Annotated in this window: 37 protein-coding genes; 27 read left to right on the top strand and 10 right to left on the bottom strand. The window is 49.3% G+C overall.

The features are described 5' to 3' along the window. Positions 1-8 precede the first annotated feature (8 nt). The gene (gene ccoO / locus ACVB80_RS18045; protein ID WP_481082684.1) at positions 9-629 is read right to left on the bottom strand and encodes a cytochrome-c oxidase, cbb3-type subunit II; all 621 of its coding nucleotides are present in this window, start codon (positions 627-629) and stop codon (positions 9-11) included. 11 nt (positions 630-640) lie between these two features. Then, positions 641-2,068 carry a cytochrome-c oxidase, cbb3-type subunit I gene (gene ccoN / locus ACVB80_RS18040; RefSeq protein ID WP_481082683.1) on the bottom strand — a complete coding sequence of 476 codons (1,428 nt, stop codon included), beginning with the start codon at positions 2,066-2,068 and terminating at the stop codon, positions 641-643. Between the two features lie 260 nt (positions 2,069-2,328). Here ccoN and ACVB80_RS18035 point away from each other — a divergent pair, with 260 nt between their 5' ends. From ACVB80_RS18035 to ACVB80_RS18025, 3 genes are all read left to right on the top strand, one after another. Next, the gene (locus ACVB80_RS18035; protein ID WP_481082682.1) at positions 2,329-2,694 is read left to right on the top strand and encodes a hypothetical protein; all 366 of its coding nucleotides are present in this window, start codon (positions 2,329-2,331) and stop codon (positions 2,692-2,694) included. 99 nt (positions 2,695-2,793) lie between these two features. Beyond that, positions 2,794-3,990 carry an FIST signal transduction protein gene (locus tag ACVB80_RS18030; protein ID WP_481082681.1) on the top strand — a complete coding sequence of 399 codons (1,197 nt, stop codon included), beginning with the start codon at positions 2,794-2,796 and terminating at the stop codon, positions 3,988-3,990. Continuing rightward, positions 3,983-5,737 carry an ATP-binding protein gene (locus ACVB80_RS18025; RefSeq protein WP_481082680.1) on the top strand — a complete coding sequence of 585 codons (1,755 nt, stop codon included), beginning with the start codon at positions 3,983-3,985 and terminating at the stop codon, positions 5,735-5,737. The genes ACVB80_RS18030 and ACVB80_RS18025 overlap by 8 nt, the downstream gene beginning before the upstream one ends. Before the next feature lie 231 nt (positions 5,738-5,968). On the opposite strand, the gene ACVB80_RS18020 is transcribed toward ACVB80_RS18025, so the two are convergent. Continuing rightward, a complete protein-coding gene (locus ACVB80_RS18020) occupies positions 5,969-6,250 on the bottom strand; it encodes a helix-turn-helix domain-containing protein (protein WP_481082679.1) in 282 nt (93 codons plus the stop codon). A gap of 297 nt (positions 6,251-6,547) precedes the next feature. Between ACVB80_RS18020 and ACVB80_RS18015 the strand changes: the two genes are divergently transcribed. The 22 genes from ACVB80_RS18015 to ACVB80_RS17910 all read left to right on the top strand — a co-directional run bounded on the left by ACVB80_RS18015 (position 6,548) and on the right by ACVB80_RS17910 (position 16,954). Continuing rightward, positions 6,548-6,877, top strand: a complete 330-nt coding sequence (locus ACVB80_RS18015; protein WP_481082678.1) for a hypothetical protein — start codon at positions 6,548-6,550, stop codon at positions 6,875-6,877. Positions 6,878-6,879: 2 nt separating this feature from the next. Then, positions 6,880-7,494 (top strand): hypothetical protein, encoded by a 615-nt coding sequence (locus ACVB80_RS18010; RefSeq protein ID WP_481082677.1) that lies wholly within the window; start codon positions 6,880-6,882, stop codon positions 7,492-7,494. A gap of 857 nt (positions 7,495-8,351) precedes the next feature. Further along, positions 8,352-8,669, top strand: coding sequence for a hypothetical protein (locus ACVB80_RS18005; protein WP_481082676.1), 318 nt, complete (start codon positions 8,352-8,354; stop codon positions 8,667-8,669). A gap of 267 nt (positions 8,670-8,936) precedes the next feature. Further along, entirely contained in the window at positions 8,937-9,200 is a 264-nt protein-coding gene (locus tag ACVB80_RS18000; protein ID WP_481082675.1) for a hypothetical protein, read from the top strand. Next, positions 9,197-9,403: a helix-turn-helix domain-containing protein gene (locus tag ACVB80_RS17995; RefSeq protein WP_481082674.1), complete on the top strand. Its 207-nt coding sequence runs from the start codon at positions 9,197-9,199 to the stop codon at positions 9,401-9,403. Before ACVB80_RS18000 ends, ACVB80_RS17995 begins: the two co-directional genes overlap by 4 nt. Beyond that, the gene (locus tag ACVB80_RS17990) at positions 9,400-9,570 is read left to right on the top strand and encodes a hypothetical protein (RefSeq protein WP_481082673.1); all 171 of its coding nucleotides are present in this window, start codon (positions 9,400-9,402) and stop codon (positions 9,568-9,570) included. Before ACVB80_RS17995 ends, ACVB80_RS17990 begins: the two co-directional genes overlap by 4 nt. After that, positions 9,567-9,986, top strand: coding sequence for a hypothetical protein (locus tag ACVB80_RS17985; protein WP_481082672.1), 420 nt, complete (start codon positions 9,567-9,569; stop codon positions 9,984-9,986). Before ACVB80_RS17990 ends, ACVB80_RS17985 begins: the two co-directional genes overlap by 4 nt. A 1-nt stretch (position 9,987) precedes the next feature. Beyond that, positions 9,988-10,473, top strand: coding sequence for a hypothetical protein (locus ACVB80_RS17980; protein ID WP_481082671.1), 486 nt, complete (start codon positions 9,988-9,990; stop codon positions 10,471-10,473). Next, positions 10,451-11,110 carry an ATP-binding protein gene (locus ACVB80_RS17975; RefSeq protein WP_481082670.1) on the top strand — a complete coding sequence of 220 codons (660 nt, stop codon included), beginning with the start codon at positions 10,451-10,453 and terminating at the stop codon, positions 11,108-11,110. Before ACVB80_RS17980 ends, ACVB80_RS17975 begins: the two co-directional genes overlap by 23 nt. Positions 11,111-11,368: 258 nt before the next feature. Beyond that, a complete protein-coding gene (locus ACVB80_RS17970) occupies positions 11,369-12,178 on the top strand; it encodes a major capsid protein P2 (protein WP_481082669.1) in 810 nt (269 codons plus the stop codon). A 9-nt stretch (positions 12,179-12,187) separates the two neighbouring features. Continuing rightward, a complete protein-coding gene (locus ACVB80_RS17965) occupies positions 12,188-12,481 on the top strand; it encodes a hypothetical protein (RefSeq protein ID WP_481082668.1) in 294 nt (97 codons plus the stop codon). Positions 12,482-12,490: 9 nt separating this feature from the next. Further along, the gene (locus ACVB80_RS17960; protein ID WP_481082667.1) at positions 12,491-12,640 is read left to right on the top strand and encodes a hypothetical protein; all 150 of its coding nucleotides are present in this window, start codon (positions 12,491-12,493) and stop codon (positions 12,638-12,640) included. Further along, positions 12,637-12,849 (top strand): hypothetical protein, encoded by a 213-nt coding sequence (locus ACVB80_RS17955; RefSeq protein ID WP_481082666.1) that lies wholly within the window; start codon positions 12,637-12,639, stop codon positions 12,847-12,849. The genes ACVB80_RS17960 and ACVB80_RS17955 overlap by 4 nt, the downstream gene beginning before the upstream one ends. Continuing rightward, on the top strand, positions 12,846-13,265 hold the full coding sequence (locus ACVB80_RS17950; protein WP_481082665.1) for a hypothetical protein: 420 nt from the start codon (positions 12,846-12,848) through the stop codon (positions 13,263-13,265). The genes ACVB80_RS17955 and ACVB80_RS17950 overlap by 4 nt, the downstream gene beginning before the upstream one ends. After that, on the top strand, positions 13,255-14,004 hold the full coding sequence (locus ACVB80_RS17945; protein WP_481082664.1) for a hypothetical protein: 750 nt from the start codon (positions 13,255-13,257) through the stop codon (positions 14,002-14,004). Before ACVB80_RS17950 ends, ACVB80_RS17945 begins: the two co-directional genes overlap by 11 nt. A gap of 2 nt (positions 14,005-14,006) precedes the next feature. Beyond that, positions 14,007-14,612, top strand: a complete 606-nt coding sequence (locus ACVB80_RS17940; RefSeq protein WP_481082663.1) for a hypothetical protein — start codon at positions 14,007-14,009, stop codon at positions 14,610-14,612. After that, on the top strand, positions 14,609-14,878 hold the full coding sequence (locus tag ACVB80_RS17935) for a hypothetical protein (protein WP_481082662.1): 270 nt from the start codon (positions 14,609-14,611) through the stop codon (positions 14,876-14,878). Before ACVB80_RS17940 ends, ACVB80_RS17935 begins: the two co-directional genes overlap by 4 nt. Further along, positions 14,875-15,600, top strand: coding sequence for a hypothetical protein (locus ACVB80_RS17930; RefSeq protein WP_481082661.1), 726 nt, complete (start codon positions 14,875-14,877; stop codon positions 15,598-15,600). Before ACVB80_RS17935 ends, ACVB80_RS17930 begins: the two co-directional genes overlap by 4 nt. Before the next feature lie 77 nt (positions 15,601-15,677). Continuing rightward, positions 15,678-15,842: a phage tail assembly chaperone gene (locus tag ACVB80_RS17925; protein WP_481082787.1), complete on the top strand. Its 165-nt coding sequence runs from the start codon at positions 15,678-15,680 to the stop codon at positions 15,840-15,842. A 17-nt stretch (positions 15,843-15,859) separates the two neighbouring features. Beyond that, a complete protein-coding gene (locus ACVB80_RS17920; RefSeq protein ID WP_481082660.1) occupies positions 15,860-16,279 on the top strand; it encodes a virion protein in 420 nt (139 codons plus the stop codon). A 91-nt stretch (positions 16,280-16,370) separates the two neighbouring features. Continuing rightward, on the top strand, positions 16,371-16,790 hold the full coding sequence (locus ACVB80_RS17915; RefSeq protein ID WP_481082659.1) for a hypothetical protein: 420 nt from the start codon (positions 16,371-16,373) through the stop codon (positions 16,788-16,790). Next, positions 16,790-16,954 carry a hypothetical protein gene (locus ACVB80_RS17910; RefSeq protein ID WP_481082658.1) on the top strand — a complete coding sequence of 55 codons (165 nt, stop codon included), beginning with the start codon at positions 16,790-16,792 and terminating at the stop codon, positions 16,952-16,954. The genes ACVB80_RS17915 and ACVB80_RS17910 overlap by 1 nt, the downstream gene beginning before the upstream one ends. Before the next feature lie 692 nt (positions 16,955-17,646). Here the strand turns inward: ACVB80_RS17910 and ACVB80_RS17905 are convergent. The 7 genes from ACVB80_RS17905 to matP form a co-directional block, all read right to left on the bottom strand. After that, the gene (locus ACVB80_RS17905) at positions 17,647-18,375 is read right to left on the bottom strand and encodes a hypothetical protein (RefSeq protein ID WP_481082657.1); all 729 of its coding nucleotides are present in this window, start codon (positions 18,373-18,375) and stop codon (positions 17,647-17,649) included. Between the two features lie 25 nt (positions 18,376-18,400). Then, on the bottom strand, positions 18,401-18,976 hold the full coding sequence (locus ACVB80_RS17900; protein WP_481082656.1) for a hypothetical protein: 576 nt from the start codon (positions 18,974-18,976) through the stop codon (positions 18,401-18,403). A gap of 59 nt (positions 18,977-19,035) precedes the next feature. Beyond that, positions 19,036-19,455 (bottom strand): DUF3653 domain-containing protein, encoded by a 420-nt coding sequence (locus ACVB80_RS17895; protein ID WP_481082655.1) that lies wholly within the window; start codon positions 19,453-19,455, stop codon positions 19,036-19,038. A gap of 298 nt (positions 19,456-19,753) precedes the next feature. Then, a complete protein-coding gene (locus tag ACVB80_RS17890) occupies positions 19,754-20,017 on the bottom strand; it encodes a hypothetical protein (RefSeq protein ID WP_481082654.1) in 264 nt (87 codons plus the stop codon). A gap of 17 nt (positions 20,018-20,034) precedes the next feature. After that, a complete protein-coding gene (locus ACVB80_RS17885) occupies positions 20,035-20,361 on the bottom strand; it encodes a hypothetical protein (protein ID WP_481082653.1) in 327 nt (108 codons plus the stop codon). Positions 20,362-20,561: 200 nt separating this feature from the next. After that, entirely contained in the window at positions 20,562-20,873 is a 312-nt protein-coding gene (locus ACVB80_RS17880; protein ID WP_481082786.1) for a DUF3634 family protein, read from the bottom strand. Between the two features lie 20 nt (positions 20,874-20,893). Continuing rightward, positions 20,894-21,343, bottom strand: coding sequence for a macrodomain Ter protein MatP (matP, locus tag ACVB80_RS17875; protein ID WP_481082652.1), 450 nt, complete (start codon positions 21,341-21,343; stop codon positions 20,894-20,896). A 174-nt stretch (positions 21,344-21,517) separates the two neighbouring features. On the opposite strand from matP, the gene ACVB80_RS17870 reads away from it, so the two are divergent. Together ACVB80_RS17870 and fabA are read left to right on the top strand one after the other, a co-directional pair. After that, the gene (locus ACVB80_RS17870; protein ID WP_481082651.1) at positions 21,518-23,158 is read left to right on the top strand and encodes an AAA family ATPase; all 1,641 of its coding nucleotides are present in this window, start codon (positions 21,518-21,520) and stop codon (positions 23,156-23,158) included. Between the two features lie 65 nt (positions 23,159-23,223). After that, positions 23,224-23,742 carry a bifunctional 3-hydroxydecanoyl-ACP dehydratase/trans-2-decenoyl-ACP isomerase gene (fabA, locus tag ACVB80_RS17865; protein ID WP_481082650.1) on the top strand — a complete coding sequence of 173 codons (519 nt, stop codon included), beginning with the start codon at positions 23,224-23,226 and terminating at the stop codon, positions 23,740-23,742. Positions 23,743-23,865: the final 123 nt, after the last annotated feature.

Raw genomic sequence — 23,865 nt, 5'->3', positions numbered from 1 at the left:
ACCCCTCCTTACTTCATTGCGTGGCCGAGCGACTGAAGGTAAGCGATGATGGCATCCATCTCGGTTTTACCTTTCACGTCCTGCTCTGCACTGGCGATCTGTTCATCTGTGTAGGGCACACCATACTGATTTCGGAACAGTTCCAGTTTCTTCTGAGTCAGCTTTCCGTCCAGGACGTTTTCTTCAAGCCATGGGAAACCTGGCATGTTCGACTCAGGAACCAGCTGACGCGGGTCAATCAGGTGAACACGGTGCCACTCATCGGAGTAACGGCCGCCAACACGCGCCAGATCAGGACCGGTACGTTTTGAGCCCCACAGGAACGGATGCTCCCAGACGCTCTCACCGGCTACCGAATAGTGACCATAACGCTCGGTTTCTGCGCGGAAAGGGCGGATCATCTGGCTGTGACAAACGTTACACCCTTCACGGATGTAGACATCACGGCCTTCCATTTCAAGCGCGGTATAAGGACGCAAATTGTCGACTGGTTCATTGGTCTGCTTCTGGAAGATCAGCGGGGTGATCTCTACCAGAGCACCCAAACTGATCGCAAACACAATCAGAATGGCCAGTAAGCCAACATTCTTCTCAACGATTTCGTGACGATTTTTTGGATTAGAACTCATTGCCACTCTCCTTATGCCACGTTTTCAACAGCTTTGAGGCTGTCTTTCGGGGCGGTAATAGTCTTGTAAGCGTTGTACGCCATCAGGAACATACCGGCCAGGAAGATGAAGCCACCAATGAAACGAACGAAGTAGAACGGATACGATGCCTGAACCGACTCTACAAAGCTGTAGGTGAGGGTGCCGTCTGCGTTGACCGCCCGCCACATCAGGCCCTGCATGACGCCGGAGATCCACATCGCAACGATATACAGTACGGTACCGATAGTCGCCAGCCAGAAGTGGGCGTTGATCATGCCAATCGAGTACATACGCTCCTGACCAAACAGACGCGGCAACAGGTGGTAAACCGAACCGATAGACACCATAGCCACCCAACCCAGTGCACCGGAGTGTACGTGACCAATGGTCCAGTCGGTGTAGTGGGACAGGGCATTGACTGTCTTGATGGACATCATCGGACCTTCGAATGTCGACATGCCATAGAAAGACAGGGAAACGATAAGGAATCGCAGAATAGGGTCGTAGCGCAGTTTATGCCACGCGCCGGACAACGTCATGATACCGTTGATCATACCGCCCCACGAAGGCGCAAACAGCACCAGTGACATCACCATACCAAGTGACTGAGTCCAGTCCGGCAGAGCGGTGTAATGCAGGTGGTGAGGGCCAGCCCAGATATAGAGCGAAACCAGTGCCCAGAAGTGAACGATTGAAAGACGGTAAGAGTAAACTGGTCGTTCAGCCTGCTTGGGTACAAAATAGTACATCATGCCGAGGAAACCGGCAGTCAGCAGGAAACCAACGGCGTTATGCCCGTACCACCACTGAACCATGGCATCAACTGCACCGGAGTAAATCGAATAAGACTTACCCATGGAAACAGGGATCGCCATGCTGTTCACGATGTGAAGCACTGCAACCGTGATGATAAACGCGCCAAAGAACCAGTTCGCCACGTAGATGTGAGAGGTCTTGCGTTTAATCAGCGTCCCGAAGAAAACGACTGCGTAAGCGACCCACACAACGGCAATGGCAATATCAATTGGCCACTCCAGTTCTGCGTACTCTTTACCTGAGGTATACCCCAGAGGCAGGGTAATAGCAGCGGCGAGAATGATCGCCTGCCAGCCCCAGAAGGTGAAGGCGACCAGAGGGCCACCAAACAAACGTGTCTGACAGGTGCGCTGAACAACATAATAAGATGTTGCGAACAGGGCACTGGTACCAAACGCGAAGATAACCGCATTAGTATGCAGGGGACGTAAACGACTGTACGTCAACCACGGCGTATCAAAGTTGAGCTGTGGCCAGACTAATTGAGCGGCAATTAATACGCCAACTGCCATACCGACAATTCCCCACAGAATGGTTACCAGGGTGAACTGACGGACAACAGTATAGTCGTAGTTTTGCTCCAGCTGCTTTACTTGGCTCATTTGCATGCTTCCAATTTCTAATTAACTACACTTTTACTTTCCATTCGACTTAATGTCGTCATACTACTGAGCAACCAAACAGGATTTTTAGCTTTATCATACTGTTAATTCTGTTTACAACCCGGCATTCAACAGTAGCATTTTCGTTCTTAACTATACTTGAGTTAACATTTTAATGACAGGGCGTTAACCTCATAACCGTTTGGGTTATTGCAATTTCTTGCCAAAAGTTTGAAGTTTGTTACACAGGAGAGAAAAAAGTGGCCGCACAACGACTGACAACAGCCAGACTAATTCAAATAATCGTCATGTTGTTGATTTTGATTAGCGCCTTTTTTTGGCGGACGTGGGAACATAGTCAGAGCAGGGTAATCCAATGCCGCGAACTGCCATGTGTTTTTGAATTTCAGGACACCCGATATACACTGAAAAGTGATGGTTTTGGGCTTGTTCTTAAAGGAGAGGAAGAAAGCTCTTCAATTTCATTGTCTGGTGTGGCGTACAAAAAACGTGCAGCGGGTGAATGGGCTATTCAGTCAGGTGGCAAAATCAGCACTGTTCACATCACATTAACCTGCAATAAAAAGGGCGATTCTGCAGAAATTATCTGGCCTGGCAGCGAATAAATGGCTGTCAGATCTCATTTAAACCCGAATTCATTTTACATCCTGGGTTTGCATGTATAATCCTGATCATATAACTATTTATAACAATAACATTATTGAATGAAACTTGATTCGTCTTTTTCTAATTTGAGGGGAGAGGAAGAAGCCGTAGCAAAGTTGTTATCAGAGTTGAGTGACGGAATACTGCCATCACTGCTGATTTGCTATTACACACAGGATTATTCTTCTTCTGACCTGAGTAAAGCCTTTGTTCAGGCTGCGCCCGGAGTGCCCGTGTTAGGGTGCTCCACTTTTCGGGGCCTGCTGACCAACCATGGCTTTCATACCGGCCCGGTACTGGGAGGGCTGGCCTTCTATGACGCCCATCCATCGGCGTTTTCCACCGGCTTCGCCGACTTTTCCTGTTATTCGGATATTGAACAGGCAACCCGCCATGCGCTAAGCAGCGCTCTTGAGAAAGCAGGGCGAACTGGTGAACAGCCGGATCTGATCCTGCTCCATTGCTCCAGTGGCCACGAAGAACGTGTTTTACAGGTGATCCAGGACGAGTTTGGCACCAGAGTCCCTTTGCTTGGCAGTACAGCTGCTGACAATAGCCTTACCGGTGAATGGAGTCTGTTTACCGAAGAGGGTACTTTTACCGAAGGTGTTTCTCTTGCGCTGATTTACGCGGCAACGTCCGTCAGTCTGGGTTATAACAGCGGATACAGCGCAAGTCAGATTTCTGGCACGGTCACCAAGTGTACCCGGCGGGAAATCCTGGAGATCGACCATCAACCCGCTGTAGAAGTCTATGACCAGTGGGTGAAATCACTGACTGGTGAACAGTGTGCAATTGAAGATCTGTTTAAATCATCTAATTCCGTTCCATTTGGCCGGGCAAGGCCTTCTGCCTCTAAGCACCGGCAATATGACCTGATACACCCTGTACGGCAGGGGGAAGGCGGAGGCATTGACACCTTTGCCACTGTGCATGAAGGTGAAACACTGCATCTCATGGTCGGCAGCCGGGAGAGATTGTTCACCCGGGCTGAACGCGTCACCCAGAGCGCACGTGACAACGCAACGTTCAATCACAAGGTGAACGGTGCGATCGGCAGTTTTTGCGCCGGATCCATGCTCAACCTTGGTGAAGACCTCAACGAGGTCAGTAAACGTTTTTCAAAAGCTCTGAACCATTCGCCATTTATCTGTCCGTTCAGCTTTGGAGAGCAGGGCAGTTTTGACCTCATTTCCAACTCACACAGTAACCTTATGGTTTCTGCAGCCGTATTCTATGAGGACCCGGATGTATAACTCGATATTAGAAGAGCAGCTACAGGAAACACTGGATGAGCTCGAGATTCAAAAACGCCGTGAGCGTCTGCTGATCGAAGAAAACCAGGCGATACTGTCGGCACTTGCTGCCATAACCAGCTCACATACCAGACAGGACATCTTTAATGCGCTGGTGCCTGTCCTGCGCAGATTTATCCAGTTTGACGATGCCGTTATCCTGTCACGTTCTGATAAAACACGGCCATACGATGTTCTGCTCAGCACCACTCAGGCATACTCGCTTAATAAGTGGAATGACAACGAGCGTTTTGAGCGCTGCCTGGCGGGAGAGATCATTACCCTTTATTCACCGAAGACCGAAGGGCCTTATTCAACGCTTAATCAGGTGGTCAAGGATCAGTTAGGCTCCGTCATTCTGCTGGGGATTTCAACAGAAACTTCTCAGTCAGTCATACAGTTAATCGGAAACAAAAAAGGGCAGTTTAACGCGCAGCATAAGCAGGCTCTGCGTCGCTTTACGCCGCTGATCCAGCGGGCACTGACTGATATTGCGTATAAAGAACAGCTCCAGGCCCTGGTCGATCAGAGAACCAGTGAGCTTCAGAGTAAGTATCTTGAAGTCAGAAAAGCCCGCTTTGAAGCAGAGCGGGCCAACAGAGCAAAATCAGATTTCCTCGCTATCATGAGCCACGAAGTGCGCACACCACTTAACGCCGTTCTCGGCTTAATTGACGACTTATTGTGTGAAGGCCCCAATGATGAGTGCCGGGATAAGATGATGCAAATTGAGTCATCTGCGGAACTGTTACTGTCTATGATCTCTGATGTGCTGGATTTGTCACAAATAGAGTCGGGGACACTCAAACCAGATAAAAAACCATTTGATATACGCGACGTTGTCACGTCCTGTGTGTCCGGTTTCGAGTCACAAGCCAGGAAAAAAGGACTGCAAATTAGTGTTAATGCGCCTGACATCCCGCAAATTGTGTCCGATCCGACCCGAATATCCCAGATTCTGTTTAACCTTATCAGTAACGCAATTAAGTTCAGTCAGGATGGCCACATCAACCTGACAACCGCTCTGAAGCAAAACACGCTGTGCATTACCATCGAAGACAGTGGCATCGGTATAGATTCTGCGGTTGTCAGCCGCCTGTTTGACCCGTTTTTCCAGGCCGATTCATCCACAACCCGGCAATACGGCGGAGCCGGACTCGGGCTGACCATTTCCAGCCGTATGGCAGAAATGCTGAATGGCCGCATTGGAGTAACCAGTGTGCCAGGAAGCGGCAGTACATTTACTGTGACCATTCCGGTTGCGATTTCACAAACTAAGCATCAAAGCCAGAGCACAGAGGATGTATCCAAAGAACATCAGGGGCTGAACATCCTCGTAGTAGAAGATTGCCCAACAAATCAGAAAGTTGTGGAGCTGCTTCTGAAACGGCTGGGTTGCAGGGTGACACTGAAGTCAAACGGGAAGGAAGCACTGGACCATCTGCTGCATTTTTGCGATTACGACCTGGTGGTCATGGATATTTCAATGCCAGTGATGGACGGAATCACTGCCACACAAAAAATCAGGGAAGCCGGTATTCAGATGCCCATCATGGCATTAACAGCACACACATCCGAAGATGACAAAAACAAATGCCTGGAAGCCGGCATGAACGCGTTCCTGGCCAAACCGGTAAGACTGAAAACCCTGACCAACGCAATTACCAGACTGAACAGACAAACGGATCTTGCTAATAATCACCAATAAATCTCTGATTATATTGGTGATTATTAGCTATTTTATGGTAAATCCGATTATGGTTAAATGACTTCGTTTTCTGGCTTTTACGGGAAAGCAGTGGAGCAATGGCGGCGGCAAGTAGTCAGATTTTGCGTAGCCGCATACGGCATTTAACATAATATACATAATGCGCACTGAGATATCCAAAAAAGAAAGGTAATTACTCAATTAAATCAAACAATTACCTTTTGTTTCTGGTCAGGCAGATTTCGGTTCTTCGTACTTATCTAAGATGACCTTTAGCTTCTCAACAAGCACTTTGTTTTTGCTTCGTTCGGCGATAATTGCCAGCAGTACCATTTCTACATCTAAACCGAGTAACTCAGCCACTTCTGCGGCGATTTCATCACTCATTGTGCCGCCGTTGCGCCACTTATTAACGGTTGTATGGCTTAAATCCAAGTATCTGGCTACATGCCTGTCACTAAGTAGCTGTTTTTCAACACGTAAACGGTTGAGTAAGTCCAACGTGGTTATCATGTTTTGTCCCTCCAAATCCAAGGATATGCCAACTGTCCACTGTAAACTACCTATTTACACTTAGCTGGAGATTGAGATTTAATGATCCTGTCTGAACCGATGCGGTTTTGATATCTATCAAATAGCTCCTGTTCTGTCTGAGTCCGGCCAGACGTTGAAAGACAGTCAGGAGCGTCCCCTCGATAGATAGAGATTGGTGAGGACGGGGAAATTGGTAGAAACCTTAGATTCATCAAGTTTATCAAAGGGTTTCTGAACCTGTGATTAACACCTGTAACGATGAATAAAGGATAGTACATGAATCGCTTTACCCCCACCACTGAACAATCCCAAATACTCCGTGCCGAAGCCCTGAAACTGGCTGACCGCTGCATGGAGATCACTTTTACCACTCAGCATGACGTTGAGTTTCAATACAGCGCCCATGTTAATTCTGTGCAAATCACAATGATGCATGGTGGTTATCATAAAGAAATTAAGAACGCTGAGTACCATCATCGCCATCTGGAACTGGAGTGTTACCTCAGTGAGAGTGGCCTCGAAGACGGATACATGACCGAGACCCTGGCATGGTTCACCGAAATGCACCTGAAACTGGATCAACTGCTACAGCAGGAAGCCGCATAGTAATGAAATTCATCGGTGAACAAGGCAAGCAACGGAAAGATAGACCTCTCACGGTCTATCATTCGCGTATCCTGGAGAAAATCTCTAGGTGCCCTGCTTCATCGTCTGCGTTCCTGACGGCCAACGGTCGCGGCGTTCGCAAATCATTCGTGCGTGATATCGCTAAAGTCATGACCGTCCTGGTCAATGAAATGTGTCTGCGTACCCGTAAAGTTGGCGTAGCTACCAAAGACGGCTTTGTTTTAAGAACATGGGGCTACGTTGCTGAGCAATGCGGCCTGCCGCAATGGCGTGTAAAACAGTGCGTAAAGTTTGCGTACAGCAAAGGCTGGATCTCATCCAAGCAACCCCGCGAACGCTACACGGGTAAAGATAACCTGGAAAAATGGCGCGGCCTTGCATCTATCAAGCGCATCACTGAACAGTATTTTGCTGATCTGGGTATCCTGGACAAGTACCTGGAAGCCAAAGAAGCCAACAAAGACCGGCTAAAACACCTGGCTAACCGTCTTGGCCGACCAATCAAGTACATTCTGACGCCAATCACTCTGCTACGCAGACGCCGCAAAGAGGCCGCCGAGGCCAAACCAGCACACGCTGAACCCATTCCCGTATAACTCCAATTAATACTCTAAGCGCCTTAACTGGCGCTGTTTGTGCTGCGCACCGTCCAAAACTGCTCGATATTTATACTTTGTTACAGGGTGACATATCCTGCAGGAGCCGGAAATATGCCCCCTTTTGGATACAGGGGATCCATATCCACCGTTTCTGTGGATAACCCTCTGTATAGTCTTCTTAAACTACTCCTAGTTCTCACTCGTAGCCCCTGCTCTTTTATTCTGGCCAACATAGTCTTCGACTAGAACATATTAGTAATACCCATAAAGAAAATAATGATCTTATCCCGCGGATTGCGGGGATAAGTTAAGGAAGCGGCGTATCAAGCTGGCTATCGCCAGCAGACGCCTTAGGGGCGCGGTATGTCCTCGTGTCCTGACTCTATGCTGGCGAGTTTGTGGGAAGTTTCCGGGCCGTTATGTCGCTGTCGCGACGGGCCTGGCAAGGGAATAAGGCCAGATTTTTCACATAAAAAAAGCCACCCCCGAAAGAGTGGCCATAGCCAACAGGTGGCTACTATGGGAATGCGGAGAGAAAGTCGTCAGTCAATGGCCTTGGCAGGTTCCTCTCTCCAGTTAGAGTATATGCACCATTTATAAAATGAGCCAATCAATGGCGATATATTTTTTTCCTGTATATGTTACTGCCTTGACGACCTTGTCAGACTACAAGCAAAAATTACACTTCGCGACCATTAGTTACATTTTGTTACAAAAATATTTGTCAGCTTGTTTGCTATAAATATCAGTAGAATGCGCAACTATTTGAGCAAAAACACTAATTTTGTCAATTGACTGTTTTTCTGATTCATTTACTTTCCACCTCGAAATAAATAAATTCATTAAGGTAAGGTATGATTACAGTTTCACTTAATTCGCTTGGTATGGTAACTGAACTACTAAAAGGTCTAAGTAATGTTGCGAACTCTGACATCTACATAAATGATGGTCACGCAGTGAGACAGTTACTGGATTTCGAAGCGTTAACCACCGACTTTGAAGTGAACGGCATGTATCAAACTGTTGAATCTGGTTATATCTTGCATTTCCAGGAGAGTTCCATCAAGTACTCTATTAAAGGCAATGAGGTCGTTGTGCAGCCTTTCGAGCCTGCGGCAGTATTGGTAAAACAACAAGGTATGCCTTCCTCTGTTTCTTCCTCTTACTTCTAAGTAAAAGCGACAAAGAACCCCGCCTATCCAGCTCAAAAAAATGGCCACTTCGTTCAAGAGTGGCCAAGAGTAGTCAAGATTAGAAAGAGTGTTATCGTTAGTTTTGGACAGTCTCGATAACATCACCTCTGGAGTATATACTCAACCCATGCCCTTGACCAATCAATTGAAGTAAAAGCATTTGCTATGCAATTGGTAATATGGGTAATATTGACCCGATAGATAACAACCGCTTGGTTTCTTACCGGAAGATAAGGAACAAAGCACATGAAAAACACACTACGTCAGATGCTGGACGCTCACAAAGAACTGTCCGGCAATCAGGAACCCCTCCCCGGCTTTTTAGCTAAGTTCACCAAACCGTTAACCATTATTGGCAATTGGGCCGATAGCGTTACCGACCTTTGCAAGCAGTTTTGCCAACATAGCGAATCCGCAACCGAACGCCTGGAAGAACTGGAGCAACGCTTAACCAAACTTGAGCAAACCGCCGTTGGCCAAATCCGCGATTTTGTGGAGGCCAACCAATGAAATATCCAATGGGCGCTATTCTGTTGCGTCAGGCCCGTAAGGACAGCGGCCTGAAACAAGCCGACTTTATTGCCAAACATGGCCTGACCATCTCACAAGCCACATTCTCCCGTTATGAGTCCGGAGAAATACAGGTTCCCCTCGATCTTCTGCTTAAGTTGGACCTGGTAAAGCCTGTTGTAATGCCGGAGGCCTGCCAATGATTGGACTGTATTTGTTTATCGCCTTGCTGCTTGGTTACTGGCTGGGCCGGGACGCCAACAAACGCCCGTATCAGAAAGGTGACTACCTTGCGCCGCTGATCTTGTTCTGGGCACTGGATGGTTTTTTTCTGTCCCTGTTGGGTATCTATACGGGGGCCAGTGTATGAGCACCACACAAAACACCAACCCTGTCCTCGGTTATGTGCTCTGTCACGACTGCATGAGCGCCAAATCAATCCGCCAGGGCAACGGCAAACGTTCGGATTACTACGTGGGCCGCTGCCAGTGCGGTACCGACAACCGCACCGCCAAAGTGCCTCAGCAAATCATGGCCAACTTCCGGCCACAGGAAGACATCGAGGCCGAACTGGCCACGTTAGCCAATCCGGTTGCTGAACCTGAGCCAAAAAAGGATCCGGATTTACCAAAGGATCCCGAAAGTTTCCCCAAACCGGTAAGCAAAGAGAGCCAACCGGATAACGAACCGGCTGGCCATGGCTGGCAAAACAGCCTGTGTATTGGTCTGGGCTGTGGTCTGGGCTTTCTGGTCGGCAAAGCATTTACCTTATTGAGAGCGGCATAACATGAGCATCGAAACTGAACTAAGCGAACACCCGGCCAGCGAGCAGGACTTTTTAACCCACGATGAAGACCAGGAACGCGACTTCCTGAATGAGATTGAGGACGAAGACGAGTTTGATCCGGACACGGACACCAAGCCCACCAAGGCCCAGCGGCTTGCCTCGCTCGAGGAAGACGCGGCCATGTTGGTCGGCGGCGCGGAATACATGATCCAGTCCGTGGTTCACCCGGGCCTGTCTTTTGGGGAAGCCCACACGCAGAACCTAGCCAAAGCGACCGCGCCCCTGCTGCACAAATACGGCGGCGAGCTGCCACCCTGGCTGAAACCGTACCGGGAAGAACTGGGGTTTGTGCTGGCGCTGGCCACCGCTGGCGGCTCCATGTTCATGCAGTACCGCAGGATAAAGCAGCTCGAGGCGCTGGAAGCGCAGCGGCAGGCGGCAGAACGTCAGGAGGCAGAAGACCGTGCAGCCACTGAATCCGAATAACGCACTGAGTAACCATCACGTTTGGGTGTGTGGGATGTCGGGCTGTGGTAAGACGTCAGCGGGTAAGAAACTGTTTATCAAGCCCAAAGACCAGGTGGCGATATTCGATCCCCTTTGTGACTACGAGGGGGAGCTGATGGGCCGTCAGGTACGCACGTACCCTACCCTTAAAGGCTTTGCGTCTGCGCTCATCGCAGGCCGCAAAACCAACAAGGGATTTAAAATTGCCTATCAGCCCACCAAGGAAACTACGCCTAAGGAGTTTGATATGTTCTGTCAGATTGTCTGGGGCGTGGGCAACGGCAGGCACCCGAAGCCGCTCAAGGTGATCTGTGAAGAAGTGGCCGAGCACAGCCTGAATTCCGGTAAAGCCGTTGGCTATCACGGCAAGCTGCTGCGTCTGGGCCGGAAGTTCAACATCCACACCATCAACATGTTCCAGCGTGGCCAGGAGGTCTCCAAGACCATCATTGATAACTGCAAGTTTGCCTGTGTGATGATGCAAAAGACCGCTGCCAGCGCCCGTTATCTGGAAGATAAGACCGGTATTCCGGCCGCTGAAATTGAGTCACTGGTCGAGCTCGAGTATCTCCTGCAGGAAGGCAAGCCCTACCGGCGCGGAAAAATCCGCTGGTAATTGTGAGCCAAAGCCCAACTATTGCTAACCCGTTAGCTAATCGGATTAGGAACCATTGCTAATCCGTGGGCAAAGATAAAAGCCGCTTCCCAATTCAGGGAGGCGGCTTTTTTTATCACTCACAAAAGGAACATTCATGTTTAAGACCAAGCAAATGCTCATTATTGCCGGTATCGCTGCTGTTGTAGCCGCTGGCGTGGTGTGGGCATCGAATAACGTTGACGCTGTTGAAGACCAGATTGGTTAAGGGGACGACTCATGACAGCACCAACTAAACTAAACTCCTTTACCGGTACCGGCTACGGCGAAAAAGCCACGCTGGTTTTGCCGATTGGCCCAACCTATGACGAGATCTTTCTCGAAACCAACCTGTCAGCGGCCCAGCTGCAGCGCGTGACCATCACCCTGAACGGTGACGAAATCGTGGTACTGAGCGGCACGCTGATCAAGATGCTGGAAGCGTACAAAGGGCTGGCCCAGACTGACGGTTACTTCACTATTCCGTTTATGGACATCACGGCCAAGACCAAGAACGGCATGCGTTCCACCGGTCTGGTAACCGAGCAAGGCGATAACATCACCCTGGAAGTTGAAGTCGCTGATACTACCCAGTCTAACCCGCCGACTATCCGCCTGCAGGCATGGGCAACTGTCTCCCCACGCCAACCGGCCCGTATCGTGGTACCGCAAATCAAGAAACACACCATGCAGGCCACGGCGACCGAAAACGAGTTCCTGGACTTACCATCCAGCCCCCTGCACCAGGTGCGCCGTATGCACTTCGCCAGTGACAAGGTGCATTCGCTGCAGATCTTCCGTGATTTCGTCAAAGTCCACGACTCAAACCGTGGTCTGGAAGAGATGCGCGCCAAGCGCAACCGCCGTTTCTGGCAGTCCGGTTACTACCACTTTGATCCCATTATGCGTGGTTTCTACATTGATGAGCTGTTCTCAACAGCCCACAGCTCAGAGCTGAAGTTCACGGTCAAAACCACCGAATCGGTGGGATCCATTCCGATCATTGTCGAATCCGCGCTCGTGGTGCGTCCTGACCTGGTTCAACAGTAAGGAGGCAACATGAGCTTCTGGGATGACATGACAAACTTTGGTTCGGGTCTGCTCGAGGACGTGGGCGAAGGGCTTGGGGGCCTGATAGATAACTACGTCGGCGACGACCAGAGCACCAATGCCGCCACTACCCAGCAGCCTAACACGCCGGTGCGCGATAACCACGGAAACGCCGTGACCGGAGGCGTACGCGCCCCGGTCATCAGCGACAACGCGGTGAAATACGCCGCGTACGCGGTGGGCGGTGTGATCCTGCTGGGAACCATGGCGTGGATGACCAAACAACTGGTCAGTTTTGACTAAGGGGGAACCATGCCAGTGTTTTTGATCCCCCTGTTGGTCGGTGGCGTCAGCTTTGGCGCGGGATTCTGGACCGGCTCTTCAACCAGCAAGGTCATTAAATACGCCGCCCTTGGTGGCGGCTGTTATGTGGCTTACCGGCTGTATCAGGAGGCCAAATGATCCCAACCTTTGACGGCGGCCTGACCAACTCGGGCACCATGCCAATTGACTTTGGCGGCGGCGGGCCCAGTTCGGCGCGCAGCTCTAACTCGATAGGCGGCATTACCAGTGCCCCTATCTACATGGGGGGCGGTTCACCACTGGTGACGCCCATTCTGTTAACCGCAGGTGTCGGCCTGCTTGTCTGGATAGTAGCGAGGAAGAAATGAGACTGAACCTGATCCGCCCTTTCCGGGCAGACATTAACGCGCAGTTTGAACTGCTCAAACCAGCCTTTAACGGCCTGCCGAACCCCAAAGCCGAATTCGAACATTGCCGTGACCTGGTGATGAGCAAACAGGCGAGCTTTTACCACTTAACCGGTAAAGGCGTCTCTTTGCGTTTCGTTGGCCACGTTCGGGACGATAACGACTATTTCGTGATGGGGCTGACCGGCAAAGGTCTGCGTCAGGGCCTGCCGGTCTTTATCGAGGCGGTCAAATCCCAGCGTTACAACCGCATTAAAGGCCAGGCGATGCGCCCGGGCATTGTGCGGATTTACGAACGCGCCGGTTTTAAGCCGTGCGGCTGCACCGGGCCGGTGACTCACCTGACACTCGATCTAAGGGGGGCTTATGGGTGGTGACAGCGCAAGCTCCAACACAACCAATAACACCAACGTCAGCGGCCAAAGTGCCGTCAGTGGTGACAATCTGGGCGTGATGCTGAGCGGCATCAATCACAGCTCGATCAATGTGACCGCCACCGACCACGGCGCGATTGGCCGGGCCGCAGATGTGGCCAACAAGGCGCTGGAAAACAACAGCGCCGCCATTAAGCACGCCGCTGACCTTGGCAAAGACGCGCTGAAGGCTAACGAGCGTGTGGTCGATAAGTCGCTGCACTTTGGTGAGAAAGCGCTGGACAAGTCGTTTTCCTTTGGACAGAGCGCCCTGTCTGAAAACAGCAAGGTCAGCGCCAAAGCGATGGAAACCACCGAACGGCTCAGCCTGAAAGCGCTTGAATCAAACGAGCGCACCAGCGACAAGGCCATGAAGTACAACGCCGGTCTGGCCAAAGACTTTATGGAAAACAGCAACGAGTCACTGGATAAGGCGCTCAAATTCGGATCGGATTCGATGAGCCTTAACAGCCAGGTATCGGCCAAAGCGCTGGATAACATGCGCCATAACGCAAGTGACAGCGTCACTGCCGTGAAACAAATGGCCGCTCAGTCGTCAGAGACGGCGCGGGCCGCTATCGCCATGGCCGACAAAACCGCCTCGCGTAGCCAGACCGGCAACTCTGGCGACATGAGCAAAGTGGCGATTGCGGTGGCAGTGGCTTGTGGTGTTGGCATCACGGCCATGGCGCTGAGGGGGTAAGCATGGCACAAGTGACACTTTCCCCGAATCAGTCCCGGCGCTTTGGTGTCGGGGCTTACCGCTGGCTGATTGTGCGTGAGGCGTCCGAGTATCTGTACCTGCTGAGTGATGCCGGTGACAAGATCCGTATCGATGCCGGTGACGTGCTCGATGTTTCCGAGTTCAAAGAACTGGAGGTACTGAACCCGCACACGGCCACCATCGAAGCGGTCTATCAGCTCACCAAACAAAAGCTCGAGGTGACGCCCCCTGCTCTGGTCAAGTTCAGCGAATCCATGGCAATCAGTGAGATACGCAGCGAGGTCACCACCAAAGAAGTGACAGCGCAACGTTTTATCACCAAGCCACACGTTGAAATTGCGCCCAACAGCAAGCTGCGCCTGTTCAATGCCTCTGTTACGCGAGTGGAAGCCCTGGTCCAGAACATCAGCGCAACCGAAACCGAAGCCATGATTGGTGACAGCCAAATCTCTGCGGTGGCCGGTCTGCCGTTACTTGGGGACCGAAAAGCCCCGGCAGGCATGACCATCACCGGCGGCGGTGAGCTGTGGGCTTATAACAACGGCAGCTCCCCGCTCAAACTGGCGCTTATGGAGGTACACCGATGAGCCACTTCATGCCGCGCCGCCCGGTTATCGAATTCGACCCGCTGACCGAGCACCTTAAAAACCTGCAACCCGAACAGGCCGACGCCCTTTTGATGATGCAAGGCATCTACAGCAACCAGGTGGCGCTCAGCGCCGCCATGGTTGGCATTCAGCGTCACCTGTTCGACTCAGACAACGATATCCATGAGCTTGCTGAGAGCGTGGCCGGCAACACCGTCCCACGCCTGAAAGCAGTCCTGGATGAACTGGAGAAACAAACCCTATGACAACCGATTTTACTAAGCTCGGCGAACTGGTCACTACGGGCCAGCAACTGCTTGATAGCATCAAAGGCGGCGCTATCCGCGTGATGCAGGAGCAGTTCAATGCGCTTAAGCAGCAATTCACCGACAAACTGGAGTCAGTCAACACAGAGCTGAGTCAATTTGTTAGCCATCAGAAAAACATGGTGGATTCCATTTTCTCTGATGCCGATATTCGTTATCAGGCCCGGCATACCCGCAAGCAAGTGATAGTGGTCGGCGGTACCTGCGACAACTGGTATCCGGTGCTGTTTAAAGTGCAGTCCGTACTCGAGTCGTTAGCGCTGACCCGTCATGTGCATTCGGACAGTGCCAAATTCGGCTCCTGGAACGGGGCGCTTAACTTCTGCATGCGTGTCTGTGGTGGTAACAACGGCGGCAGGCCCGCACTTGCGCTGGTAGATAACTACATCGTGTGGGGGAAAAACACCGGGCGGACACTGCCAAAAGCGGACGTTCCTTTTATTGGTCGTATCAAAACCCTGCCGTCGGATGAAGTGATCATCTGGCTCAGAGGCGAAACCACCTATGAGCTGTCATCTGACTGCGGTCAGGTGAGCTTTGAAGTGCACGATGATGGTACGCCATTTAGCACCCTTCACGCAGGTGAAAACACACTGATGGCCGTCGCCAGTGGTGTCCACCCTTCCGTTCCTAATGTTGGCTATGTCAGAGGAGACGCATAATGACAACAGAAACCCTGCCACAAGGTGTCCTGGTCGAGCTTGGATTTCAGGAGGTCCGGACTATCCGGCGCCGTCTGATGATTGAAGCCGACCACCTGGTTGAAACGGCATTGGACAATGACCAGGATGCGACGCCTTTTCGCCGTTACCGCCAAGCACTGCGTGATATTCCACAAACCTACACCAATCCAGAGGATGTGGTATGGCCTCAAAAACCATCGTTGCCGCAAGCCTCGTCATAATTGGAGGGATAGCCTGCATGACGTACTTAAAAACACTGCCTCGCGGGGTGCGTAACAACAACCCGCTGAACATCCGTGAATCTGCCGGTGATACCACCCACTGGCAGGGCGAATCGGCCCTGAACCTGGACAAAGCTTTTGAAGAGTTCACGCACCCGGTTTACGGCTTTCGCGCCGGTGCGAGAATTCTTCGCAGCTACTCGCGACAGGGTTACACCACGCTCAAAGCGATGATCCACCGCTTTGCGCCACCAAACGAGAACGACACCGACCTGTACGTGAAACACGTCAGCCAGTGGTCTGGCATTGGTGAGAACCAGATTGTGGATGTGGCCAACACTGAACAGCTAGCCAAGCTGCTGCACGCTATGAGCCGTAAAGAGGTCGGTAATTACTACGGCCTCAACATGGCCCGGGATGGAGTGAAAATGGCATGACCGGCAAGGACGTAAAATCCATTGCCCTGACGGTGGCGGGCGCTGTGCTCGCCGCCTACACGGTGAAACTCTTAAAGAATAAGGGGCTACTATGATGAGTATTCTTACTGCCTTGGTTGCGCCGGTGTTCGGCCTTATCCAGGGCAAACAACAAGCCAAACACAAAGAACGCGAACGTCAGGACCAGCTCGAGCAGGCCAGGACAGACGCCAAAATTAAGCGCCTGCAGAGCGGCGATGAGTCTGCAGCCAAACTCGATGAAATCAGCATCCAACAGCGCGGCTGGAAAGATGAATATCTGCTGCTGATAACTACCCTGCCGCTGGTTCTGAGCTTCTGGCCAGACTGGGCCATCTACGTTGACCAGGGCTTTACCGCTCTTGAGAAAGTGCCGGAATACTACTGGTATGCGCTGGGTATGGTGTACGTGGACACGTTCGGGTTCCGGCGCATGGTCAGGGTCGCGTTTGAGCACTGGCTGCAGCGGTTCAACAAGTTGGGAGGCGCGTGATGGATGCCTATCTGATTGCCGGTATCACCGGCGTTATCTCGAGCGTGGCCACCATTGCGGCCATTAAGGTGGATATTGGGTGGATCAAACTGACGATTGGCCAGCATGACCAGAGGCTGGCGAGTTTGGAAGAGCGGATAAATCTAATTGAAAAAGGCGCTTAAACAAGCGCCGATTCAATAGTACCAACTCGACTTTGAAGGTTTACTATTTACATTAGGGAACATGGACTCTAGTTTTTCGGCATCACTAATGGACGAATTATCAAACAAAAAATAAAAGCTAAGCATAATCGAAATGGCCGAAAACAAAGCCGTAAGGAACCAAATGATATAATTCTTCACATTAAATCCCAAAGCAAACAAGTTACTTCCGTCAAATGTAGAAAAGCAATATACAACACCAACCCCACCTACCGTACCAAATATCAAATAGAATAGAAAATTCTTGGGGAGCCTAAGAATTCGTTCCATTTTCCTGGCTCGTGGCGACTGATACTTGCATTTAAATCTTAAACAACCGGAGTCCAATGTTAAATACCTCCCCCCAGTTCTATACAGCTCGATCGATTTTGATGGGTGATTTGTATTCAGCAACACAACTATTAGATCATAACAAGTGTTTATCTTAAATGAGCTCCTAAACATTTGCTCCACTATTAATTTTCCACTTGAATTATCAGTTTCAGTGAACGCTCTCATCAACAAGTCAAGCGTTTTAGTTTTTAATGCTCTACTTGTGTAAAAAACGTAGTGTAGGAACTTTGATATTGGGACAGCCGATAGCAGCAAAAGCAATAAGTTTGCTACCACAGGGTAATCGGGCAAAATCTCTTTTAGCAAGGCGAACCTCTCTATTATGTTCTACTTAATGCATTAGTAATGACGGAGCCTAGGATACCTAAAGCAACAGCCCATACCGATGAAATCAACAGTGAAATCAAAGGGTAGTTCTTAACCCAATCAGCCATTATGTAAAAACGACGCTTCTTAATTAATTTAAGCTCCTTTTTAACTATGTTAATCGTCTCAATGGAAATTTTATCCTTCCTCAATTTGCCATTACACTCTTCACATATAATAGGCTTGTGACATGACTCAACGATATCTTCCTTTATGCCATTCATGTCATAAATGCAACCTCTCGTATCATCATGTGTAAAATTAGATAACTCATCAGAAGTTGGCATTATTTTATTGTTTCTGAGGAATAATAACGAGTAAGAATAGAGCAACCTTTTTACAACGTTTTCTAAGGGGATATTATCAAACTTAAGGTACTTGCCAATTTCAAAGAAAGTAAAAACCACGACATTATTATGCAAACGTCGTGTGTAGTAATTCATTTCAAGAGGTACAGACGTTAGGACAATCAATATGTCCGCATCATGAGTTAACGAAATCTGTTCCGATAAGAGTTCATCGCTATATGCCCAGTCATCTAAATCCGACTTAGATAGAATGTCAAAAGTGTGGAAGTCAGACTCGATCGTAAATATCTTCGACTCATATTTAGTGATGGTACTCTTTCTTATTTCCCTAGGAATTGTTCCAAATGCACATAGTTGTATTTTTACTTTTCTCATTTTAACTCATTACACCTTAAAAATCTTAGGCGATTGGTTGTTTGTCAAAGAGCTTCTGCACAATGTTTTGTCCATTTTCTAATGCCCATTTCCAATCTTCATGTGTGGGGACATCTCCTCCCCACCATTCTGCATAAAAAGTAATATGACGTAATCGTTCAAGTTCTTCCACATCTGCTTCAGTAATCTTCCCTTTAGACAAACATAACGGAATTAGCTTGTTTAGACTTGGAGATACACCAAGACCATGTCCAGGAAGTAAAGCTGATAACCCTTTTCGCATCAACATTCGTGATAACACAAGTTTCAACCAGTCATTTGTGTCCACGGACTTATATAAGTTATCGATAGACTTGTGATCGACAGAGTGCCCATGAGCTACATGCTTGATCGTTTTGTTTACATCACTTTTTAGTTTCTCTAGTTCTAACCCTTTTGACCCTAGTTTGATAACTGATGCATCTTTCCAAACGAAAGTCAGAAATGGAATTAGAAGCAACAAAATTAAATTGAAGTCTAGTGGAGATACCTGTGTTTCTAAACCGATATAGATGTGTACAGCAGCCACGGTAGCCACAATTAAAATGTATATTAGCTTCATATTTCCTCTAGCTAAATCTAGGGTCTATCGCCACACGACTTAGCATGTGACGATACAACTTACTTAGGGCGCATCAGCGCCCTGTTCTTCCACTTCCAAAGCAGATAGCCCCGGCTATCACTCTTTTTTTTTCTTCTAAACTGAATCACGTTCTCGCCAAGCGTAACTCTGATATCCAGTTCCTGGAGATCGTATGCCGATAGCTCTCTACCGCCAGGTGTGCACAACTTATCGCCCCGGATCTTAAATCCCCGCCAAGCTTTAGTTGGTGGAAGATAGCCCCGATGTATGATTAACAACAGGCGAACAACCGACATCGGCCAGCTCCGGTTCTTACGCCACCGTTTAACAGTTTGGGCCGTAACACCGAAGAACTCAGCCGCCTCCTTATCACTGTCAAAATGCCAGATAAGCAGATCCGCGACCTGATTCAGATAAAGGTCGTAACTATATAATTCATCTTTAATTCTTGTTTTCATGTGATCTATGTCTCATATCGATAAATGGGACATAAATCGTATTTTTGAGTGATAGATTTAACAACGAGTTCGAAGCGCCCATTTCCTCACCTTTTAACAAAGTGTGACGGAATCTCGGTGCATCTAACCCGTTGTTTTATGGTCTATTATGCGGTATTGATGTTATTAAACATAAAGCACACATAATGCGCACTAAGGTTGTAGGTGCAATTTAGAAATGTCCCGCAGCCCAAACCACTAAAAAGCCAGCTTGTCTTATGCTGGCTCTCGTATTGGCTTGTCCATCACAATTATCGTTTTAACTAATCAACACACTCAAAGATTTGTCGTGTTCGCTTTCAAAATTGATTTTCACTGCCCAGCCGTGTTCCTGGTATACGTTTTCAAGCAGCTCTGCCAGTTCAACAAGTACACCGGATGGCGTTGTGTGATGAAATTCGAGGCTGGAATTCAGGTAGCCTTCTTTTTCCAGTTTCTCATCAATATAGGCTAAAGCCTCCTGATAGTTTTTTTCGATCTGCTCTTTGTGAGCTTCCAGAAATGTTGCTTTCTCCTGTGGCATGTTTTGCTCCTTTACATTTATTCGGTCACATGTATCCGGATGTACTTTTCGACTGTCTGGTAACCAAATCTGTCGCCTTTCTTTAACACGGATTTTGCCACCTTGCAGAGTTTTGCATCACCACTGGTTCTCACTCTGACTATGTAGGCATATTTGTTCTTATGCCGCATCTCGATCATCAGGTCACAAAAACCATCCAACGGCGATTTGTGCTTCTTAATCTTCTTCTCAACTTTGGATTTGATCTTCTTTGCAGTTTTGTTGGTCTCTGCATCGTCTGCCATCACTGGCATTCCCGTAAAAACTGCAAGCAGCAGACACAGACCAGAGGCTTTGATGTTCATGGATAATTCCCCCAACAAAAAAGCCGTCACTAAGTGACGGCAAATGAGACTTTTGAAACTACATGTCGTTACCTTGGTAACTGACTTCATGCTAGTACAGAATACGGTTATAACAAGCTGATTTTCATTGTTTTTTGAAGTGCGCTTTAAAATCAGCCTCTCGGATTCAGTACATTACGCTATATTACGGCTCAGATCAGTTATGCACTCTTCTGCGGGTTAGTTTTACGGAATCCCTGATGCGGGAATACATTACGGATACGCTGCTGAACCTTGGATGGAACTCCTTTGGTAAACACCAGCTTCGCGCCGTTACGGGTACTGTAAACTTTCAACTCACCGGAAAATGGCGTCCGGTGGGCAATATCCTCACAATTATGCTTGAATGCCGGGGGCATGTGCCCTTTCACCTGGCTGATTTCTCCGTCTTCAAACACAACTTTCAGCCGCGGCCTGTCTACACCAACGAGCCAAAAAATCCCTACCGCTGCAATCAGAATCATCCACCACAACATTTCAGACCTCCGTTGTCTTAATCAGATAATAACTTGCTCAAATCTTCTTTCAGGCTGCTGACCGTCTTACTCGCTTTTTCACTGCGTGACGCCTCAGATAACAGATACTCTATCGCTTCTGACAGCGTACAACCGAGATCCTGGGCACGGTGTGACAGCTTTTCCCATACCCGGTAATCAAGATCGATGGATTTCTTACGGGTATGAACCTGCTCAGCATTAAAGTGACGTTTACGCTTAGCGCGGATCGCCTGCTTCATTTTGTTGTCCAGGTCCTCTGACATGTGGTCTTTGATCCACTCCAGTACCCGGGTTGGCTCATGTTCGATACTTTTGAGAAGCGCAACTGCAGCATCCGCTTCACTGGTATCAATATGGCGGGTAATGGCCTCACCGTCTTTCCACTTCTTCAGCAGATATTGCCATTTCCAGCCGCATTCGAGGTTTTCTAATTGTTGGTATTTCATATTGTTCACGCTCAGGCTACAGTTTCGTGTGACAGCGTAACCCAAAACTGCACAAAAAACAATCTCAGTCAGATCACAAAAAGCAATTTCAATCGCTTAGATAAAGCTATAACCACACGCTAAACTTCTATATACTTTCGCCTCTTTAGTTTTTCATCACAGTAAGCGCCGAACATGCAACAAAACTGGCAAGCCGCCTCCCCTCAGTACCTGGAATTTCAGTCTCAGTTTGATAACTTTGCTGATATTGCTGCCCGCTCCTTTCTCGATATGCAGCCAAGGTTCTGCGCAGCTGCTGAGCGATTTGCCAGACTGAGCAGCCTGACCAGGGTGTTACTGGTCAACGCACCAGACAACCCAACTTACCGCCAGGTTGTTGTTGAAGCCCTGAGCGCTCACTGTGACAAAGTGATCCGCGCAGAAAGCCTGTCCGGCGACGCCCTGTTCGGCCGTTATCAGGTTAAAGATGGCAAAGTGATTCAGGTACGTGAAGGTTACCTGCATCAGGCCAATGGCGGCTGCCTGGTAGTCTCTGCAAACATGATTCTTGCCAACCCGGTATCCTGGACGCTGCTGAAATCCGCACTGCTCGGTGAAACCATCGAGCTCGTCAGCAGCGATCAGCGCGCTCTGTGTGATAACCCACCTCAGGCAGCATTTCAGGTAAAACTGGTCATTGTTGGAGACCGGGGCCAGATGGGCGACCTGGAATACTTCGACAGTGATTTCACCGGCGGCTTCTGTATGTTTGGTGAAATCGAGCTTGAATACAAACTCAATACAGACTCAGTTGAACGCTACCTGGGCTACCTGAAGTGGATCCAGGAAAAATACCAGCTTCCGCAAATCCAGTCTGACGCTCTGAAAACACTGCTGACAGCTGGTGCCCGGGAATGCGAAGATCAGGAGCTTGCTCCCCTGTGCCTGCTCTGGCACAACGCGCTGCTGAGCGAAAGCGCAGTAGAAAGTGAAGGTAAACTTCTCACAGCGAAGGCGGTGAAAAGTGCAATCGAACACAAGTACTTCAGGGAGTCTTACCTTACCCTGCGCGCCATTGATGATATTCTCGATGGCCAGGTGATCATTCAGACTCAGGGCGAACAGGTTGGTCAGGTTAACGGTCTGACCGTTATCGACATCCCGGGTCACCCAATTTCTTACGGTGAACCGGCCCGAATATCCTGTGTGATTCACTTTGGTGATGGTGATATTTCAGATGTCGAGCGCAAAGCGGACCTCGGTGGCAATCTTCACGCCAAAGGCATGATGATCATGCAGGCGTTTGTCAGCAGCGCCCTGAATCTCGAAGAACCATTACCCTACTCTGCTTCGATTGTGTTCGAACAGTCTTACTGTGAAGTGGACGGCGACAGCGCCTCACTGGCAGAACTTTGCTCGCTGGTCAGTGCCCTGTCTGAACAACCAATCAACCAGCAAATTGCGATCACCGGTGCCGTGGACCAGTTTGGCCGTGTACAGGCCGTAGGAGGTCTGAACGAGAAAATTGAAGGCTTCTTCCACGTATGTCAGCACCAGGGCCTGACGGGCAACCAGGGCGTGATCCTGCCGAAAACCAACCTTAAACACCTTGCGCTTCATGATGACGTCATCGAAGCTATGAAAAATGGCCAGTTCCACCTGTGGTCAGTCGAATCAGTAGATGATGCCGTGCCTCTTCTGACCGGCAAAGCTCTTCGCGGTGATGAGGAAGAAACACTGCTTAAGAAAATTGCGGAACGAATTGATGAGTTTGAACGCGTTGTTCACCCTAATCGTTTGATTGACCGTATAAAACAGTGGTTTGACCATAACTGATCCGACTTGTTAAGCTTACAGGTGTTCACTAAGATGCCAACTACGATTTTTTGGAGTATTCAATAATGCAAAACAAACGTGAATCTTACACTCGCGAAGACCTTCTGGCTTCAAGCCAGGGTGAGCTTTTTGGTCCAGGCCGTCCACAGCTGCCAGCCCCAAACATGCTGATGATGGATCGCATCACCAAAATGTCTGAAACCGAAGGTGACTTCGGTAAAGGTCTTATCCTTGCCGAGCTGGATATCACGCCGGATCTTTGGTTCTTTGACTGCCACTTCCCTGGCGACCCGGTAATGCCTGGTTGTCTTGGCCTGGATGCTATGTGGCAGCTGGTTGGTTTCTTCCTTGGCTGGATTGGCGGCGAAGGTAAAGGTCGTGCTCTGGGTGTAGGTGAAGTGAAGTTCACTGGCCAGATCCTGCCAACCGCTAAAAAGGTAACCTACGAGATTCAAATGAAGCGCGTAGTAAACCGCAAACTGGTTATGGGCCTGGCAGACGGCCGCGTACTGGTAGATGGCAAAGAGATTTACGTTGCCAAGGATCTGAAAGTTGGCCTGTTCCAGGACACTTCTGCATTCTAACTCCTTTCTGAAAGAGGCAGCCTTAGTGGCTGTCTTTTTTTGTCTCAACCAAATTAGTTATAGTGCGCCAGATTGGTAATATGTGACCCCACATTTGTGGGGTCCTCCTCGCTTACTAATCGT

Source organism: Vibrio sp. 9-16B-A1 (genome assembly GCF_056726165.1).
Note: the sequence above shows the minus strand (reverse complement) of the source record. Positions and strands in the feature narration are given on the sequence as shown.

Bases quoted from the DNA above. Each gene is read 5' to 3' on its own strand.
- ccoO (WP_481082684.1), bottom strand. From the start codon at position 629: ATGAGTTCTAATCCAAAAAATCGTCACGAAATCGTTGAGAAGAATGTT.
- ccoN (WP_481082683.1), bottom strand. From the start codon at position 2,068: ATGAGCCAAGTAAAGCAGCTGGAGCAAAACTACGACTATACTGTTGTC.
- ACVB80_RS18030 (WP_481082681.1), top strand. From the start codon at position 2,794: ATGAAACTTGATTCGTCTTTTTCTAATTTGAGGGGAGAGGAAGAAGCC.
- ACVB80_RS18025 (WP_481082680.1), top strand. From the start codon at position 3,983: ATGTATAACTCGATATTAGAAGAGCAGCTACAGGAAACACTGGATGAG.
- ACVB80_RS18020 (WP_481082679.1), bottom strand. From the start codon at position 6,250: ATGATAACCACGTTGGACTTACTCAACCGTTTACGTGTTGAAAAACAG.
- ACVB80_RS18015 (WP_481082678.1), top strand. From the start codon at position 6,548: ATGAATCGCTTTACCCCCACCACTGAACAATCCCAAATACTCCGTGCC.
- ACVB80_RS18010 (WP_481082677.1), top strand. From the start codon at position 6,880: ATGAAATTCATCGGTGAACAAGGCAAGCAACGGAAAGATAGACCTCTC.
- ACVB80_RS18005 (WP_481082676.1), top strand. From the start codon at position 8,352: ATGATTACAGTTTCACTTAATTCGCTTGGTATGGTAACTGAACTACTA.
- ACVB80_RS18000 (WP_481082675.1), top strand. From the start codon at position 8,937: ATGAAAAACACACTACGTCAGATGCTGGACGCTCACAAAGAACTGTCC.
- ACVB80_RS17995 (WP_481082674.1), top strand. From the start codon at position 9,197: ATGAAATATCCAATGGGCGCTATTCTGTTGCGTCAGGCCCGTAAGGAC.
- ACVB80_RS17990 (WP_481082673.1), top strand. From the start codon at position 9,400: ATGATTGGACTGTATTTGTTTATCGCCTTGCTGCTTGGTTACTGGCTG.
- ACVB80_RS17985 (WP_481082672.1), top strand. From the start codon at position 9,567: ATGAGCACCACACAAAACACCAACCCTGTCCTCGGTTATGTGCTCTGT.
- ACVB80_RS17980 (WP_481082671.1), top strand. From the start codon at position 9,988: ATGAGCATCGAAACTGAACTAAGCGAACACCCGGCCAGCGAGCAGGAC.
- ACVB80_RS17970 (WP_481082669.1), top strand. From the start codon at position 11,369: ATGACAGCACCAACTAAACTAAACTCCTTTACCGGTACCGGCTACGGC.
- ACVB80_RS17965 (WP_481082668.1), top strand. From the start codon at position 12,188: ATGAGCTTCTGGGATGACATGACAAACTTTGGTTCGGGTCTGCTCGAG.
- ACVB80_RS17960 (WP_481082667.1), top strand. From the start codon at position 12,491: ATGCCAGTGTTTTTGATCCCCCTGTTGGTCGGTGGCGTCAGCTTTGGC.
- ACVB80_RS17955 (WP_481082666.1), top strand. From the start codon at position 12,637: ATGATCCCAACCTTTGACGGCGGCCTGACCAACTCGGGCACCATGCCA.
- ACVB80_RS17950 (WP_481082665.1), top strand. From the start codon at position 12,846: ATGAGACTGAACCTGATCCGCCCTTTCCGGGCAGACATTAACGCGCAG.
- ACVB80_RS17945 (WP_481082664.1), top strand. From the start codon at position 13,255: ATGGGTGGTGACAGCGCAAGCTCCAACACAACCAATAACACCAACGTC.
- ACVB80_RS17940 (WP_481082663.1), top strand. From the start codon at position 14,007: ATGGCACAAGTGACACTTTCCCCGAATCAGTCCCGGCGCTTTGGTGTC.
- ACVB80_RS17935 (WP_481082662.1), top strand. From the start codon at position 14,609: ATGAGCCACTTCATGCCGCGCCGCCCGGTTATCGAATTCGACCCGCTG.
- ACVB80_RS17930 (WP_481082661.1), top strand. From the start codon at position 14,875: ATGACAACCGATTTTACTAAGCTCGGCGAACTGGTCACTACGGGCCAG.
- ACVB80_RS17925 (WP_481082787.1), top strand. From the start codon at position 15,678: ATGATTGAAGCCGACCACCTGGTTGAAACGGCATTGGACAATGACCAG.
- ACVB80_RS17920 (WP_481082660.1), top strand. From the start codon at position 15,860: ATGACGTACTTAAAAACACTGCCTCGCGGGGTGCGTAACAACAACCCG.
- ACVB80_RS17915 (WP_481082659.1), top strand. From the start codon at position 16,371: ATGATGAGTATTCTTACTGCCTTGGTTGCGCCGGTGTTCGGCCTTATC.
- ACVB80_RS17910 (WP_481082658.1), top strand. From the start codon at position 16,790: ATGGATGCCTATCTGATTGCCGGTATCACCGGCGTTATCTCGAGCGTG.
- ACVB80_RS17905 (WP_481082657.1), bottom strand. From the start codon at position 18,375: ATGAGAAAAGTAAAAATACAACTATGTGCATTTGGAACAATTCCTAGG.
- ACVB80_RS17900 (WP_481082656.1), bottom strand. From the start codon at position 18,976: ATGAAGCTAATATACATTTTAATTGTGGCTACCGTGGCTGCTGTACAC.
- ACVB80_RS17895 (WP_481082655.1), bottom strand. From the start codon at position 19,455: ATGAAAACAAGAATTAAAGATGAATTATATAGTTACGACCTTTATCTG.
- ACVB80_RS17890 (WP_481082654.1), bottom strand. From the start codon at position 20,017: ATGCCACAGGAGAAAGCAACATTTCTGGAAGCTCACAAAGAGCAGATC.
- ACVB80_RS17885 (WP_481082653.1), bottom strand. From the start codon at position 20,361: ATGAACATCAAAGCCTCTGGTCTGTGTCTGCTGCTTGCAGTTTTTACG.
- matP (WP_481082652.1), bottom strand. From the start codon at position 21,343: ATGAAATACCAACAATTAGAAAACCTCGAATGCGGCTGGAAATGGCAA.
- ACVB80_RS17870 (WP_481082651.1), top strand. From the start codon at position 21,518: ATGCAACAAAACTGGCAAGCCGCCTCCCCTCAGTACCTGGAATTTCAG.
- fabA (WP_481082650.1), top strand. From the start codon at position 23,224: ATGCAAAACAAACGTGAATCTTACACTCGCGAAGACCTTCTGGCTTCA.